This window comes from Amycolatopsis roodepoortensis (assembly GCF_024628825.1).
GTDB lineage: Bacteria > Actinomycetota > Actinomycetes > Mycobacteriales > Pseudonocardiaceae > Amycolatopsis > Amycolatopsis roodepoortensis.
The window spans coordinates 1,509,363-1,525,706 of record NZ_CP102415.1 but is presented as its reverse complement, the minus strand read 5'-3'; the positions used below and the strand labels follow the sequence as shown (position 1 = coordinate 1,525,706).

Sequence of the window (16,344 nt, the reverse complement as noted above, 5' to 3'; positions counted from 1 at the left end):
CGACCGTCCATACCGGACGGTCAGGCTCGAAGGCGGCGGCCGTACCGGCCCGTGCGTGGACGCGCTGTCCTCGCGACCGCCGAAGAAGGCGGGCTGGACCGGCGACGGTCACCTCGTCCGCACCCCGCACCCACCCCAGCGAATCCCCACGGAGGCGATCGTGACTTCCCGGCCCGGCACCGACGGCGGTGAGGCGCTCATCTCGGAGTTCCTCCGCACCGGCCGCGAGATGATCGCCGCGCAACGGGACGTCCTGCTCGGCTACCTCGGCGCCGGTCCCGGCGTCCGGCCACCCGCGCCCGTCGCCCCTCCCGAGCCGGATCTCGCCCTGGAAGCCGACTCGATCGAACGGGCCGAGGAGTCCGGCGCCGTCGTGGCGCCGCCGAAGCGCTACCTGATGCGGGAATTCGACCTCGCCGACGCCGTCCCCGTCGACGAGGAACTGGCCGGGCTCCGTTTCGCCGTCGTCGGCGAAGGTCAGGTCGCCGAGATGCTCACCGCCCGGCTCGCCGGGTACGGCGCCGAAACCGAGCTGGTCCAGGCCGTGCCGCGGCACGGCGCGGACGGCGTGTTCCACCTGTCCCCGTCGTTCCCCGACGACTTCGCGCTCTATCAGGCGGTTCTGGCGGGCGGGCCGCGCTGGCTCATCGCGAACGGGCCCGCCGACGGTGCCCGCGGCTTCTTCCGGACGGTGGCGAAGGAGTACCCGGACACGGTCGCCCGGGTGGTGGAGCAGCATCCGGAATCCACTGTGGACGAACAGGTGGAGACCCTGCTCGCGGAGTTGTCGGCAGGGGACTGGGAGCCGGTCGTCGTCCGCCGCGACGGCGCGCGGCGCGGCCTGCGGCTGACGGAGGAAGGCCTCGGCAGCACGGGCGCGGCGGGTGACGGGACGGCGGAAGCCGAGGCGCTGGGCCTGGACGCCGATTCGGTCGTCCTCCTCGTCGGCGGCGCCAACGGCATCACCGCCCGGCTGGCCACCACACTCGCCTCGGCGTCGCGCTGTCACCTCGAACTGTTCGGCCGCACCGCCGTGCCCATCGACGGTGAGGAGCCGGTGATCGCCACCGCCACGACGACGGAAGACCTGCGGGCGGCCCTGATCGGTAGCGGGCTGACCGAACCGGCCGAGATCGAGCGGACACTCCGGCTCATCGAGGCCGAACGCGAGGCCCGCGGGACGCTGCGGCGGATCGGCGATCTCGGCAGCCCGGTGCGCTACCACTCGGTGGACGTCCTCGACGCGGAAGCCGTGCACCGCGCGGTCAAGGAGATCCACGCCGGACACGGACGGCTCGACGGCATCGTCTACGCGGCGGGCGTCGTCGAGGACGAGCTGATCGCGGAGAAGGACCCGGCGTCGTTCGACCGCGTCTTCGCCGCCAAGGTCGAAGGGGCGAGCACCTTGCTCGCGGCGGTGGGTGAGCTGCCGGAGCCGCCGAAGTTCGCCGTCCTGTTCGGCAGTGTCGCCGCGGCATTGGGGACCCGGGGTCAGGCCGACTATGCGGCCGCGAACGACGCGCTGGAGGCGCTGGGGCACCGTTGGTCCACTGTGTACGGACGGCGCGGGCTCACCGTCCACTGGGGACCGTGGGCGGCCACCGGCCGGCGCGGGATCGACCCCGGGGAAGGCACGTTGAGCCTGCTGCGCGAACTGGCGTGGGGCGACAAGGGCCTCACGGCCGTCACCTACACCGCGTCGGGGTGGTGACCGGTGTCCGAGGTCTCCGAGCCCGAACGGGTCCTGCGGCTCTCGGCGCCGACCGTCGCCGAGATGGGCTGCCTGCTCGATCACGACGACGTCCTGGCCGAGAGCGACACCGGCCGCGGCCGGGTCCGGCTCGGTCTCGTCGACCCGACGCCCAAACGGCTGAACCTGGCCAGGAAGGTGGTCGCGAAGGGCAGACCCTGGCGCGGGCGCAACGATCTCTGGTTCGTTCCGGAACCGCTGCTCGGCGCAGGCGGCGGTAAGCTCGCGTTCGTCTTCCCCGGGCTGGAGAACGAGTTCGAGCCGCACGCCGAGGACGTCGCCCGGCATTTCGGCATCGACGCCGGCAGGCACGGTAGGGGCGTGTTCCAGCTGGGCAGGCTTCTCGACGAGGCGCTACGCGGCCTGCGCGTGACCCCGGACGCGCTCGCCGGGCACAGCCTGGGGGAGTGGACCGCCATGGCCGTCGCCGGGATCCACTCCGGCGCGGAGGCCGACTCGTTCCTGGCGGGCTTCGATCCCGGCGCGCTCAAGGTGCCAGGGCTGGCCTTCGCGGTGATCGGCGCTTCGTCGTCGGCGGTTCTCGAAGTCCTCGAAGGACAGTCCGAAGTGGTCCTTTCGCACGACGACGCGCCGAACCAGTCGCTGATCTGCGGGCCGGCGGAGGCCGTCGGGGAATTCGTGCGCGAATTCCGCGCCGACGGCGTGATCTCGCAGGTGCTGCCGTGCCGGCCCGGTTTCCACACCCCGATGATCGAGCCGTATCTCGGCCCGATCCGCGAGGCGGCCGAGCGCTGTACGTCGCACCCGGCGAAACCTCCCGTCTGGTCGGCCACGACAGGGCGGCACTACCCGTCCTCGGACGCCGAAGTGCGGGAACTGTTCGTGCGGCATCTGCTGGAGCCGGTACGGTTCCGTGTCCTCGTCGAGAACATGTACGCGGCGGGCTTCCGCGCGTTCGTGCAGACGGGCGCCGGACAGCTCGGATCGCTGATCGGGAACACCCTGCACGACCGCGAACATCTCGTCGTCGCCGCGCATTCCGCGCACCGGCCCGGGCTCCCGCAACTGCTGCGGGTGGTGACGGGGCTGTGGGCCGACGGTGCCGATCCGGCGTTCGAACTCCTGCCGGGCCAAGGCGGCGTGAAGCGCGGCAGGACGATCCGGTTGGATCTCGGCGGCGCGCTGGTGTCGCTCGACGAGCGTGTCCGGCGCGGCTTCCGGCCGCCGGGGGCCAATTCGTCCACTGTGGACCGGATCGGGCAACGGAACCCGCTGGCAGCCGGATTCTCCGGGTCGCCGGCCGACACCGCCGGCCTGGCGGCCGGACTGTTCGCCGCCAGGCCGGCGCCTCGGGCGCGGCCGTTGCGCACCGAACTCCGCGTCTCCGTCGAGACGATGCCGTATCTGCTCGACCACTGCTTCTTCAAGCAGCCGCCCGGCGCGGATCCCGCCGACTCGTGGCCGGTCGTGCCCGCCACGACGGTGATCGGGCACCTGGTGGACTTCGCCGAACAGGCCGCGCCGGGCAGGCGCGCGGTCGCGCTGGAGGAGGTCCGGCTGAACCAGTGGATCGCCGCGATCCCCGCGCTGGACGTCCCGGTGACCGTGGTGCCGCAAGGCGCTTCCCGGGTCGGTGTGTCCCTGGGCGACTACTCCAGGGCCGTCATCGACCTGGACGCCGGGTTCCCGGCCGATCCACCCGGGGCCTGGACCTTCCCGGCCGAGCGGGAACGGACCCCGGACCTGCGCGCCGAGCAGCTGTACACCGATCGCTGGATGTTCCACGGGCCGAGGTTCCAGGGCGTCGAGGAACTGGTCGCGGTGGGGGACCGGCACGTGCGCGGCGTGCTGCGGACCCCGGAGGCGCCGGGGGCGCTGCTGGACAACGCCGGGCAGCTGCTCGGGTACTGGATCATGTCGCGGCTGCCCGCCCGCACCACGGTGTTCCCGGTGGGGATGCGGCGGATCCGGTTCTACGGCGAGCATCCGTTACCCGGCGACCGGGTCGACTGCGTCGTCCACGTCGTGTCGGTGACCGACGCGGAACTCGAAGCCGACGTCCAGCTGATCCGTGGCGGAGGCCGGGTTTGGGCCGAGATCGAGGGCTGGCGCGATCGCCGCTTCGACAGCAATCCGGTGATCCGGGCGATGGACCGGCGGCCCGAACGCGCCACGCTGTCGGAAGAACGGCCCGGCGGCTGGGCGCTGGTCCGCGAGCAGTGGCCGGATCTGGCGACGCGCGAGCTGATCATGCGGAACGTGCTGGCCGGTGAGGAAAGACAGGCCTACGCCGACCAGCCGCCGCCCCGGAGACGGGGCTGGCTGCTCGGCCGCATCGCGGCGAAGGACGCCGTCCGCCGTCTCTTGTGGACGGACGGGGCGGGCGACATCTTCCCCGCCGAGCTCCGCGTCGGCAACGACTCCTCGGGAGCGCCGGAAGTTTCGGGCGCCTACGGAAGGACGCTGCCCGAGCTCACCGTCTCGATCGCCCACCAGGACGCGCTCGGCGTCGCCATCGCCCGCCGAGGGCCGTGCGGGATCGACGTCGAAGCCGTCGAAGACCGGCCCGAGAGCACGGTCGCCGCCGCCCTCGGTGCGGCGGAACGTGCCCTGCTCGGCGAACCGGAAGCCTTGTGGTTCACCAGATTCCGGGCCGCGAAGGAGGCCGTCGCGAAACGGCTCCGCACCGGCCCGCACGGTTTCACCGTCGTCGGCGTGGACGACGGGCGGCTCACCGTCGCGGTGAACGGTACCCGGTATCCGGTGTGGCACACCACGATCACCACCCCGGCGAAGGATTACGTCGTGGCTTGGACGGAGAACGATGACCACTGAACACCCGTGTGAAACGGCGGCCTGAGTGGGCAGATTCCTCTTCGTCACGCCGCCGCTGACCGGGCACGTGAACCCCGCGGCCGGGGTCACGGCCGCCCTCACCGCGCGCGGCCACCAGGTCGCCTGGGCGGGACGGCCGGAGATCATCCGGCGGCTCGCCGGCGACGGCGCCGACGTGTTCCCGTGCGCCGTCCCGCGCCGCCCATCCCAACGCGACGCGAGCCTCCAGGGACCGGCGGCGTACCGGCTCCGGTGGGAGGAGTTCCTGATCCCGCTGGCCGAGGCGATGGCGCCCGGCGTCCGCGCCGCGATCGGCCGGTTCCGCCCGCAGGTCGTGGTCGCCGACCGGCAGGCCGTCGCGGGCGGCCTCGTCGCCGACGGGCTCGGCCTGCCGTGGGTCACCTCCGCGACGACGTCCGCGGAACTCGTCGATCCCCTGGCCGGGATGCCGAAGGCGGCGGCCCGGCTCGACGAACTGCTCGACGCGCTGCGCACGCGGATCGACGGCGGCCCCGCCGACCCGAGGATGTCCCCGCACGGCGTGCTCGCCTTCACCACCCGCGAACTGCTCGGCCCGGCCACGCTGCCGCACCAGGTCCGGCTGGTCGGCCCGGCCATCGGTGGCCGAGCGCCCACCTGCGACTTCCCATGGGACCGGCTCGACCCGGCGGTGCCGACCGTGTTCGTCACCCTGGGGACCACCGACGCCGGCACCGCGGGTGACTTCCTCCGCGCGGCGGCACGCGGGCTCTCCCGGATCGGCGGGATCCGGACCGTCGTCGCCGACCCCGGCGGCGCCGTGGGGCCGGTGGGGGACAAGGTGCTCGTGGTGCCCCACGTGCCTCAGATGGCGCTTCTGGCGCACGTGGACGCCGTCGTCTGCCACGGCGGGCACGGCACCGTCTGCGAAAGCCTGTGGCACGGGGTGCCGCTCGTGGTCGCGCCGATCCGGGACGACCAGCCGATCGTGGCCGGGCAGGTCGTCGACGCGGGCGCCGGCGTCCGGCTGCGGTCCGGCCGCGCGAAACCGGACCGGATCGCGGCCGCGGTGACCAGGGTGCTGGACGATCCGGGGTACCGGTCGGCCGCGGAAAAGGTGGGTGCCTCGTTCCGTTCGGCGGGCGGGGCCGCCGCGGCGGCGGACCACCTGGAGACGCTACTCGGCTAGCCTCTTGAAAAGCCCGCGTGTAGGGACTCTCCTGGAGGGGTACCAGCCTTCAGAAGGTGCGTCCTCGTGCTGGGAGTCGCCATGACCGCGGTGAAGACCTCGCCCCGCCCGGAGGCCGTCCGTTTCGGCGGGCGGCGCCGGGCGCCGAAGGGCAGCGTGTTCCTCAACGTCGTCCGCACCACCGACCACAAGACGATCGGCGTGCTCTACCTGAGCACCTCGTTCGCGTTCTTCCTCATCGGCGGGTTCATGGCGCTGCTGATGCGCGGCGAACTGGGCAGGCCGGGGATGCAGTTCCTCTCGCAGGAGCAGTACAACCAGCTGTTCACCATGCACGGCCTCATCATGCTGCTGCTGTACGCGACACCGAACCTCTTCGCCTTCGCCAACTACATCCTGCCGCTGCAGATCGGGTCACCGGACGTCGCCTTCCCGAGGCTGAACGCGTTCTCCTACTGGCTGTATCTCTTCGGCGGGCTGATGACGCTCAGCGCGTTCCTCACGCCGAGCGGGGCGCCCGACTTCGGGTGGACGATGTACACGCCGCTGTCCAACGCCGCGCACACCCCGGGCGTCGGCGCCGACCTGGTGATCATGGGCCTGATCGTCTCCGGGCTCGGGACGATCCTCGGCGCGGTCAACATGGTCACCACGATCCTCTGCCTGCGCGCGCCAGGGATGACCATGTGGCGGTTGCCGCTGTTCACCTGGAACATCCTGTTCACCACGATCCTGATCCTGGCGGTCTTCCCGATCCTCACCGCGGCCCTGTTCGGGCTGATGGCCGACCGGCGCCTCGGCGCGCACGTGTTCGATCCGGCCAACGGCGGGGCGATCCTGTTCCAGCACCTGTTCTGGTTCTTCGGCCATCCCGAGGTGTACATCGTCGCGTTGCCGTATTTCGGCATCATCACCGAGATCGTCCCGGTGTTCAGCCGGAAACCGCTCTTCGGCTACAAGCTCATGGTGTTCGCGACGATCGCGATCACCGCGCTGTCCTTCGCCGTGTGGGCGCACCACATGTTCGCCACCGGCGCGGTGCTGTTGCCGTTCTTCTCCATCATGACCTTCCTCATCGCGGTGCCGACCGGGATCAAGTTCTTCAACTGGATCGGCACCATGTGGAAGGGACAGCTCACCTTCGAGTCGCCGATGCTGTGGTCGATCGGGTTCATGGTGACATTCCTGCTCGGCGGGCTGACCGGGATCATCCTGGCCGCGCCGCCGCTGGACTTCCACATCCACGACAGCTATTTCGTGGTGGCGCACTTCCACTACGTGCTGTTCGGCACCATCGTGTTCGCCACCTTCGCCGGGATCTACTTCTGGTTCCCCAAGATGACCGGGCGGATGCTCGACGAGCGGCTCGCGAAGCTCCATTTCTGGACCACGTTCATCGGCTTCCACACGACGTTCCTCGTGCAGCACTGGCTCGGCAACGAAGGAATGCCGCGCCGCTACGCCGACTACCTGAGCACCGACGGTTTCACCTTGCTGCACACGATCTCCACGATCGGCTCCTTCCTGCTCGGCGCTTCGGTGCTGCCGTTCCTGTGGAACGTCGTCCGCAGCTACCGGTTCGGGGAGGTCGTCGAAGTGGACGATCCGTGGGGACACGGGAATTCCCTGGAATGGGCGACGACCTGTCCGCCACCCCGGCACAACTTCCTCGATCTCCCGAGGATCCGATCCGAACGCCCGGCGTTCGAACTCCACTACCCCCACATGATCCCCAGGCTGCGCGCCGAGGGGCATACGACCCCGTTCCAGCGCCGAGACCAGGCCACCCCGTCGGAAGTGGTGGCGGACAAGGCATTGAAGGACGACGACACCGCCTGACCCGAGGGAATGAGGTACCGCGCATGATCCCCATGGATGTCGAAGGGATGGCAGTCCTGGCCCCGGAGGCGGCACCGGTGATGTTGCTGCGGGAGCGGGAGGGCGAACGCCGCTGGCTGGCGATCACCATCGGCGGCCCCGAAGCGAGCGCGGTGGCGCTCGCGCAGGAGCAGATCCGGCTGCCGCGGCCGGGCACGATCGAACTGATCGGCCAGGTGGTCGAGTCGTTCGGGCACCGGGTCACCGGGGTGCAGGTCACCGCGCTGAGGGACGGCATCTTCTTCGCCGACCTGGTGCTCGATTCCGGTATCCGCGTCTCGGCGCGGCCGAGCGACGCGGTCGCCATCGGCTTGCGCGCCGGCGTCGGGATCGAGGTGGCCGACGCGGTACTGGAGGTCGCTTCCGTGCGGGTCGAGATCGTCGGTTCCGGGCCGGACGCGGAACTGCCCGCGGTGCCATCGGATCCGGTCGCGCAGGAACGGGCGGTCGAGGAGTTCCGAGAGGCGCTGGACAAGATCGCGCCGGAGGACTTCGGGGACCTGCCGCCCGATCCACCGCGCTAGCCTGCCCCGGATGTCAGGAAAGGGCCGTTCAGAACACTTTTCGTCCTGAACGGCCCTTTCCTGACAATCCGGAGGGGCGGCCGCTACTGCTTCGCCAAGCCCTGCTCGATCGCCTCGATGATGCGCGGCCGCATCTCGGCGGCGCTGATGATCGCGTCCACCGAACCGACCTTCACCGCCCGCTCGATGCTGTGCACGCCGTCGAACTCGGCCGCGACCGCGCCCAGCTTCTCGGACCGCACCGACGACTGGAGTTCCGCCAGTTCCGCCGCCAGCGCGGCGCGTTCGGCACCGGTCGCCCCGCTGAGCTTCTCGTTGAGCGACCGCACCCGCGGATCCGCCGCCGTCCGCGCGTTGACCTCACCCGCGAACACGACCGCCGCGGCGGGCGCGCCGCCGAGCACCGAGGCGAACGAGCCTTCCAGCGCCAGCACCGTCATGTTCGGGTTCAGCGCCTTCGAGAAGACCACGAACGCGCCGCCGTGGTACCGCGAGATCACGGTGAACACGATCGGGCCCTCGAAGTTGACGATCGCCCGGCCGATCTCCGCGCCGTACTCCAGCTGGAGCTTCCGCATCGACTCCGGCGAGCCGTCGAAGCCGGACAGGTTCGCCAGCACCACCAGCGGCCGGTTGCCGCTGGCCGCGTTGATCGCCCGTGCCGCCTTCTTCGACGACCGCGGGAACAGCGTGCCCGCGGTGTAGGTGTCCGGGCCGTCGGTGGGCGGGAAGCCGCGGCGCGGCACCGAACGCGACTCGATCCCGAGCAGGCAGACCGGCCGCCCGCCGAGGTGCACGTCCTGCACGGCCGCGGTCTCCGCGTCCGCCATGCCCGGCCAGCGCTCCAGCACCGGGTGGTCCTGGTCCGACAGCGCGCGCATCACGGTGCGGATGTCGAACGGCTTCTTGCGGTCCGGGTTGGCCTCCCGCGAGAAGATCTGGCCCACCGTGGTGAAGTCGCTGTCGACGGCCGCGTGCGGGAACGACGAGATGTCCCGGTCGATCGGGTCGTTCGTGACCGCCTTGCGGGGGCCGGGCTCGCCCGGCGCCACATAGGTGTGGTCGTAGTGCGACATCAGCACGTCACGCGCGGCGGCGAGGTTCGGCGCCCAGTACTGCGCCTGGCCGTTCGGGCCCATCACGCGGTCGTAGCCGCCGATGCCGAAGTTGTCCTCCGCCGACACGCCACCGGAGAAGTCGAGCGACTGCTTGCCGGTCAGCACCATCGCGGAATCCGGCGTCATCACCAGGATTCCCTTGGTGTGCATGAGCATCGTCGCTTCGGCGTTCCAGTACGGCTGGGCGCCGACGTTGATCCCGGCGACGACGATGTTGATCTCGCCGCCGTTCTGGGTGAAGTGCACGATCCGCTTCAGGGCGGCCGCGACCCAGTCCATGTTCTCGGTACCGGACTCCATCGAGATCCGGGCACCCGCCGAGAGCGCGTACCACTCCAGCGGGACCCTCAGCCGCTCGGCGAGGTCCAGCGCCGCGATCACCCGGGAGCATTCCGGCTCCGAGAGCGCGCCGAGCGCCTTCGTCGGGTCGCCGAGCAGCACCACGCGCTTGACGCCCTCCGGGTGCCGTTCGGTCGGCGTGGTGACCACGCCGGCGACGATCGCCGCCTTGTTGCGGCCCTTCTTCCGGTCGACCGGGACGAGGGTGTTCGTGTCGTCCATGTCGTACTCGGTGAACGAGCCGAGCATCTCGGTCAGCTCGTACGGGTACACCGTGTCGCGGCGACGGGCGCGCAGGACGTTCTGGCGGTAGTCGTCGAGCGGCAGGATCGGCTCGGTGGTGGGCTCGGACAGCGACATCTGCACGCCGCCGCTGACGTCGTAGCCGATCCGCACGGCGACCTCTTTGACCTCACCGGTCGCGCGGTCACGCTGCCTGCCGAGGAACTGGACCTCTTCGAGGCCCGCGCCCGCCGTGGACGGCTGCACACGCTGGGCGACGGTGTCCAGCTCCTCGCCGGTGAGGTCGCTGGTCGGCCACACGTACAGCATGATCCGGTTGGTGTCGAAGCGTTTCCTCGGCGGAAGCTTCGCCTGCACCTCGCGGATCGCGTCGAGGCAGCCCGCCAGCGTACCTTCGACCGCGGGCAGGGCCAGCAGCTTGCCGTCGTTGTCCCGCAACGGGGTCAGGTCGCGGACCTGGGCGAGCGCGACCAGCCGCTGGTCCGACGGGTTCATCGGCGAGACGCACTTGAACAGGTAGACGTCCTCGTCGCCCGACGGCAGCCGGGTGAGGTCGAAGTTCGCCAGGCGCTGCAACTGCATCCGCTGGGCGATCAGCGGGTGGAGGCCGCGGATCAGCCGCTCTTCGCTGAACCCGGTCGAGGACGGGCGGAAGGTGAAGTGGTGGTGCATCACCGCGCCGCCGTGCCCGGCGACGGTGGTGGTGATCCGCCGGATACGGCTCGGCAGCGACTCGGCCGTGAGGACCTCGCGCAGCCCGGCCGCCATCGTGTCGTCGTCGGCGGACTCGTCGTCCCAGGTCAGGTAGAGGTCCGCCTCGACGTCGGTGTCGGCGGGCAGCTTCGCGGCGAGATCGGCGACCGCCTTGATCGCCCCGGGGAGCCCGGCGCGGTCGACGGCGGTGGTGGCCATGTGGAACCGCTCGTCGTCGTCGGTGTAGTCACCGGTGACGAAGGTGCAGCCGCCGACGGTGACCTGCTGGACACCGGTGAGCGCGCGGTTGCCGTAGTAGCGGCGGCTCAGCACTTCCAGCAGCGGGGTGTGATCGGTGCCGGGGCGGCCGATCCGCTGCCCGAGCAGGCGGACCAGCGGCTGCGCGCTGGCCAGCATGCTCGCGATCCGCTCGGCGCGGTCCGGCGAATCCGGGTGCAGGTCGAGGTGCCGCAGATGCTTGCGGACCTCGCTGTACACCTCGGCGCGGGTGCGGCGGAGCAGCGGCTGGGCGAACCAGCGGAACACGACGCTGCGCGCCAGGTCGCCGACCACCGGGAACCGGAGCTGCGTGGCGGCGATGAGCGCCTCCAGCGCCTTGCCCGCCGGCTCGCGCATCGACTCGAACGGCTGCGGCTCGGTGAGCCACTGCCGCAGCAGCGCGGTGACGACCGCGACGTCGGACGAGGTCCGCTGCTGGGCGAGGAAGATGCGGAAGACCGCCTCTTCCAGTTCCGGCGTGCGCTCCAGGTCTGCGATGCCGTAGTGCGACAGCACCTTCTTGAGCTTGTTCTGGAACGACTCCGACAGCCCGGCGCGCTCGACGTCGAGGCTCTGCAGATAGGTGTGGAAGAACTCGCGGGAGCTGTGCACCCGGGTGTCGGTCTTGGTGTCTTCGCGTGCCGGCTTGTTGCGCATCAGCTCGGAGAGGTCCGCGAACACGGTCAGCAGCTCGACCTCGCCCTCCAGCGGGCGGTCGCCGTTGCCCTCCAGCTCGGCGCGGGCGGCGAGGTACGTGCTGAGCGTGCGGCGCTCGTCGTGCGGGTCCACGTCGAAGCCGAGCAGGAGACTGCGCAGATCCTGCTGGCCGCGGGTGACCCGCTGCGCGGCCGAGGTGTCGTCCGGTTCCGCGGGCAGTTCGATCTCGACACTGCCGGTGTCTTCGGCGACCTCGGCGCCTTCCTCCGCCAGCGGCTCGAGCCGCAGCAGGGGAGCGCCGGTCTCGACCTGGCTGCCGACCGAGACGACGCACTCGCGCAGCTTCGCGCGGAACGGCGCGCGGAGCACCGTCTCCATCTTCATGCTTTCCAGCACCAGCACGGGCGCGCCTGCTTCGACCTCCGCGCCTACCTCCAGCGGGGTCGCGACGACGAGCGCGGGCGCCGGGGAGCGGACGACGCCGCCCTCGTCCCGGCTGATCCGGTGGGTGACGCCGTCGACCTCGACCAGGTGGATCGGCCCGTGCGTGCCGGTGACCAGGCGGAACCGGGTGCCGTTGACGGTGATCTGGCCGGTGTGCTCGTCGAACCGGTCGACCTCGACGTCGGCGGGGTGGATTTCGCCGCCGCCCGCCGAGACACCGACGCGGAACCGGCGGTGGCCGATCCTGGCGACGCTCACGCGGTACGCGGCGCCGCGCAGTTTGAGGTCCAGCGGACGGCCGCTCTCGTGCTGGACCTGCGGGCGGCCGCCGTGCGCGGTGGAGAGAAGCCGTTGGCGTTCGACGGCTTCCTCGTCCTCGTACGCCTCGATCGCGGCAGCGGCGAGCGCGATCGCCGAGTGGCGGTGCGTGACCAGCTTGCCTTCGCCGCGGACGCGGTCGATCCAGCCGGTGTCGGCGCTGCCGTCGATCACCTCGGGCTGGTCGAGCAGGTCGAGGACGAAGCTCTTGTTGGTCGCGCCGCCCTCGATGATGACCGTGGTCTGGGCCATCGCGCGGCGCAGACGGCCGAGCGCCTCGTCACGGTCGCGGCCGTAGGCGATGATCTTCGCGATCATCGAGTCGAAGTCGGCCGGGATCGTGTCGCCTTCGCTGACTCCCGTGTCGACCCGGATACCGGGGCCGGCGGGCAGGTCCAAGCGCGCGATACGGCCGGGCGACGGCGCGAAGTCGCGGTCCGGGTCCTCGGCGTTGAGCCGCGCCTCGACGGCGTGGCCGAATTCGGCGGGCTGGACGCCGTCGAGCTTTCCGCCGGAAGCGACGTGCAGCTGGGCCTTGACCAGGTCCATGCCGGTGGTCAGCTCGGTGATCGGGTGCTCGACCTGAAGGCGGGTGTTGACCTCGAGGAACGCGAACAGCTTGTCGCCGGGGTGGTAGAGGAACTCGACCGTGCCGGCGCCGCGGTAGCCGACCGCGAGCGCGAGCCGCTCGGCGGACCGCTTCAGCTCGTCGGCCTGCTCGGGTGCCAGCACCGGGGAGGCGGACTCCTCGATGATCTTCTGGTTGCGGCGCTGCACCGAACAGTCGCGGACGCCGAGCGCCCACGCGGTGCCCTGGCCGTCGGCGATGACCTGGACCTCGACGTGCCGGGCGCCGGTGACCAGGCGCTCCAGGAAGACGACGCCGCTGCCGAAGGCGCGCTCGGCCTCCAGGCTGGTGCGCTCGTAGGCGTCCTCGAGTTCGTCGGCGGAGGTGATGACGCGGATACCGCGGCCACCGCCGCCCGCGGTCGCCTTGAGCATCAGCGGGTAGCCGATCTCGTCGGCGGCCTTGATGGCGGCGTCGAGGTCCGCGACGGCGCCGCGGCTCCACGGGGCGACCGGGACGCCGACCTCCTCGGCGATCAGCTTCGCGCCGATCTTGTCGCCGAGCTTGCGCATGGCGTCCGCGCTCGGGCCGATGAAGGTGACGCCCAGCCGCTCACACAGCTCGGCGAAGGCCGGATCCTCGGCCACGAACCCCCAGCCGACCCAGGCCGCGTCGGCCCCGGTCTCGGTCAACGCCCGCTCCAGCACGGCGAAATCCAGATACGGACGCGCCGACGCGGGGCCTAGGTTGTAGCTGATGTCGGCTTCCCGCACGAACGTCGCCGACCGGTCCGCGTCCGTGAAGAGCGCGACGGTCTCGATCCGCCGTCCGGTCTCCGCCGAAAGCTCGCGGACGGCGTGGATGAGCCGCATCGCGGCTTCTCCGCGGTTGACGATGGCGACACGACTGAACACCGACTGAGCCTCCCAAGTGCGCGACACCGCCCCGCCGGATCACGCGCGGGGCAGTCTTCTGTTCCTGCCAACAGCCTGCCTCTTACCGGCCGGTACGAGAATGTCGTCGGTGGCGCATGCCGAGGGCCGGGTGTTGTAGGAACCCGCCAAAAAGTGTCCTGGAACACCTAGTAGAGGGGGCTGATGACGTGATGAAGTGGACAACTGGGGGTCGGGCTTGGTAGCCGGGTCGGCGAGGTGTCATCCGGTGTTCACGCCGGTTTCATCGGGGATGTTCCGGTGGGTCGTGGCTGGGCTTTGGGGGTCGGTTTCGGTGAGCGGGGTGCCGGGGTTGGGTCTTGGGGGCGCTTGGTCGGGTTGTGGCGGCGTTGGCGGGTGTGCTGACAGGTGTGTTGCGGTCTCGATCGAGCTGTGGCCGTCTTTCGGCAACGGTGGTTGCTTCTGGGGTGCGGTGCTCGGGGGCGTGGTCGCCTTTCGGTGACGGGCTGAGGCCGGCTGTGTGGGGTGAGACGTCATCGAGTGGTGCTTCGTATCCGGCCGGATTCTGGTAATGGTTTCAGACGGTGGCCGTTTTTCGGCGACGGAAGTTAGGCGTTCGCGGATACCGCCCACGAGACGCCACCGCATGGTGTATCGACTCTGGCCCTGTCGCCGGATTCCGGCGATGGCCCCAAGGCTGGGCGACGTGGTCGGTTTTCGGCGACGGCCTGAGGGGCGCGGACGGTATAGCGGGCGTAGCCATGGGGCGCCATTACGTGGTGTGCGCGATGTCTGGTTCCGTGACCGGATTCCGGCAATGATCCCAGGGCGGGGCACGCGGCTAGGGGGCAGCGGACGCCGGCTGTCTGACGGGCACAGCCACAAGCGGCGAGAAGCCATCACAGGGTGCGCCGTGCTTGGCTCCGTGGCCGAATTCCGGCAACGATCCCAACCCGGGCAACATGGTCGTTTTCAGGCGACGGTCTCAGGACGCGGACGATAGCCATATTGCGGGCGTAGCCATGAGACGCCATCACGTGGTGCGCCGCCTCTGGTTCCGTGGCCGAATTCCGGCAATGATCCCAAGCCCGGGCACGCGGGCTAGGGGGCGGCGGACGCTAACGGGCGCGGCCACAAGCCGCGAGAAGCCATCACAGGGTGCACCGTCCTTGGCTCTGTCGCCGAATTCCGGCAACGAAACCAAACCTCGGCACCGTGGCCGTTTTCGGCGACGGCCCGAGACCGGCGCCGATTGCGCAACCCGGGGCGGCGAACGTCAGCCGAATCGCAGCCCACGAGGCGCCACCGCGCGGCACACCGTCCCTGGCTTCGTGGCCGAATTCCGGCAACGACACCAGCCCCGGGCAACCGTGGCCGTTTTCCGGTGATGGTTCAGAACGGTGGTTCCTCGGCGCGGGGTTCGTGCAGTGGTGGTGGTGTGCTGTCGTAGCTCTGCCCGGTCGGTGTGGTGATGGTGAGAGTGCCATCAGAGTCGAGTCGGTAGACCCAGCCGAGTTCATCCTTCAACCGGTGGTCCCGACGGCACAGATCGATCAGCTCAGTGTGAGCGGTGTGGCCGCCGTGCTGCCACGGCACCGCATGGTCGAGATCGCAGGCTTGGGCGACGCGGTGGCAGCCGGGTCTTCGGCATTCCCGGTCCCGCACCCGCACGAACTCCCCCAGCCCCGCGGCGGGCCGATACCGGTCACGACCCAGATCCAGCACCTGCCCGGAAAGCGGATCGGTGACGATCCGCCGCAGGACTGTATCGGGCCCGGTGGCGATGTGCCGGGCAAGGGCGGCGGGAATATGGCCGTGGCCGGCGAGTTCGGCGGGGTCATCCTTCAGCCCGAGGTAGGTGTTCAAATCCATGTAGAGGAACACCTCGGACCGTTCACTCCCACCCTGCCCACCCAGCAACAGATCAAGGGCCACATCCGCACGCAGCTGATCCAGAGTGCGAGTCTCTCCACCGGTCTTGAGGGCGCGTGCTTCACGGTCGATCCGGGTGTAGGCGGCGGCGACCTTCTCCACCGGCCCGTCCTCGACCTCGATCGACGCCACCCCAGCCTCGCCATGGCGGATCGACAACCGGCGCCCGGCACGATGCCGCTCCGCACGCCGGGCCGCACCCTCGCGGTCAGCCATCATCGCCGCATGATTCGCCGCCTTCCGAACCTGCTCCGAGTTCCGCCCCGGCAACCGATCCTCCAGCACCTTGTCCACCGCACGCGCATCGTCATCAGACAACCACGCAGTCGCGGCAGCGACCTTCATCGCCCCGTAACCGCCCACCTTGCCCCGATCCAGCAACCCCAGCGTGCACGGGAGGCGGGTGGTCAACGCCTCGGCGGTGGAGACCAGCCCAGCCGCGTGACCGTCCACAACAGACAACCCCAGCGCGACCTCCTGCACCACACCGCCAGCACCACCACGGTGACGACTCAGCTGCGCCAACGCCCGGAACCGCACCGCCTCCAACCGCGCGATCCCCTCAGACGCAGCCACCGCAGCAGCAACAGCATCGCCGTCCTCCAACGAATCCAACGCCGCATTGACCTCCTTCAAAACATCAGCCGACGTGATTTCCTTGAGTACCGCCACAATGGCGTTGCGTGTATCCACACACCGAAGCTACAACCGACCACCGACAAAAAGACCAATTCCCTTACACGG

The 16,344-nt window shown here is 70.3% G+C and carries 7 protein-coding genes; 5 read left to right on the top strand and 2 right to left on the bottom strand.

Annotated features, from left to right (window positions below; all coding sequences use genetic code 11):
* Window positions 1-55: 55 nt before the first annotated feature.
* The 5 genes from NQK81_RS07220 (at window position 56) to NQK81_RS07200 (ending at window position 8,116) form a co-directional block, all read left to right on the top strand.
* Entirely contained in the window at window positions 56-1,711 is a 1,656-nt protein-coding gene (locus NQK81_RS07220; protein WP_257487595.1) for an SDR family oxidoreductase, read from the top strand.
* A gap of 3 nt (window positions 1,712-1,714) precedes the next feature.
* The gene (locus NQK81_RS07215; RefSeq protein WP_257487594.1) at window positions 1,715-4,546 is read left to right on the top strand and encodes an acyltransferase domain-containing protein; all 2,832 of its coding nucleotides are present in this window, start codon (window positions 1,715-1,717) and stop codon (window positions 4,544-4,546) included.
* Window positions 4,547-4,571: 25 nt separating this feature from the next.
* The gene (locus NQK81_RS07210; RefSeq protein ID WP_257487593.1) at window positions 4,572-5,714 is read left to right on the top strand and encodes a glycosyltransferase; all 1,143 of its coding nucleotides are present in this window, start codon (window positions 4,572-4,574) and stop codon (window positions 5,712-5,714) included.
* 81 nt (window positions 5,715-5,795) lie between these two features.
* Window positions 5,796-7,553, top strand: coding sequence for an aa3-type cytochrome oxidase subunit I (gene ctaD / locus NQK81_RS07205; protein ID WP_371878890.1), 1,758 nt, complete (start codon window positions 5,796-5,798; stop codon window positions 7,551-7,553).
* Window positions 7,554-7,576: 23 nt separating this feature from the next.
* Complete coding sequence (locus tag NQK81_RS07200; RefSeq protein WP_257487591.1) at window positions 7,577-8,116, top strand: bifunctional nuclease family protein; 540 nt, start codon at window positions 7,577-7,579, stop codon at window positions 8,114-8,116.
* Window positions 8,117-8,199: 83 nt separating this feature from the next.
* Here the strand turns inward: NQK81_RS07200 and NQK81_RS07195 are convergent, their stop codons facing one another.
* Window positions 8,200-13,689: an ATP-binding protein gene (locus NQK81_RS07195; RefSeq protein WP_257487590.1), complete on the bottom strand. Its 5,490-nt coding sequence runs from the start codon at window positions 13,687-13,689 to the stop codon at window positions 8,200-8,202.
* A 1,371-nt stretch (window positions 13,690-15,060) separates the two neighbouring features.
* The gene (locus NQK81_RS07190; protein ID WP_371878857.1) at window positions 15,061-16,293 is read right to left on the bottom strand and encodes an HNH endonuclease signature motif containing protein; all 1,233 of its coding nucleotides are present in this window, start codon (window positions 16,291-16,293) and stop codon (window positions 15,061-15,063) included.
* Window positions 16,294-16,344 lie beyond the last annotated feature (51 nt).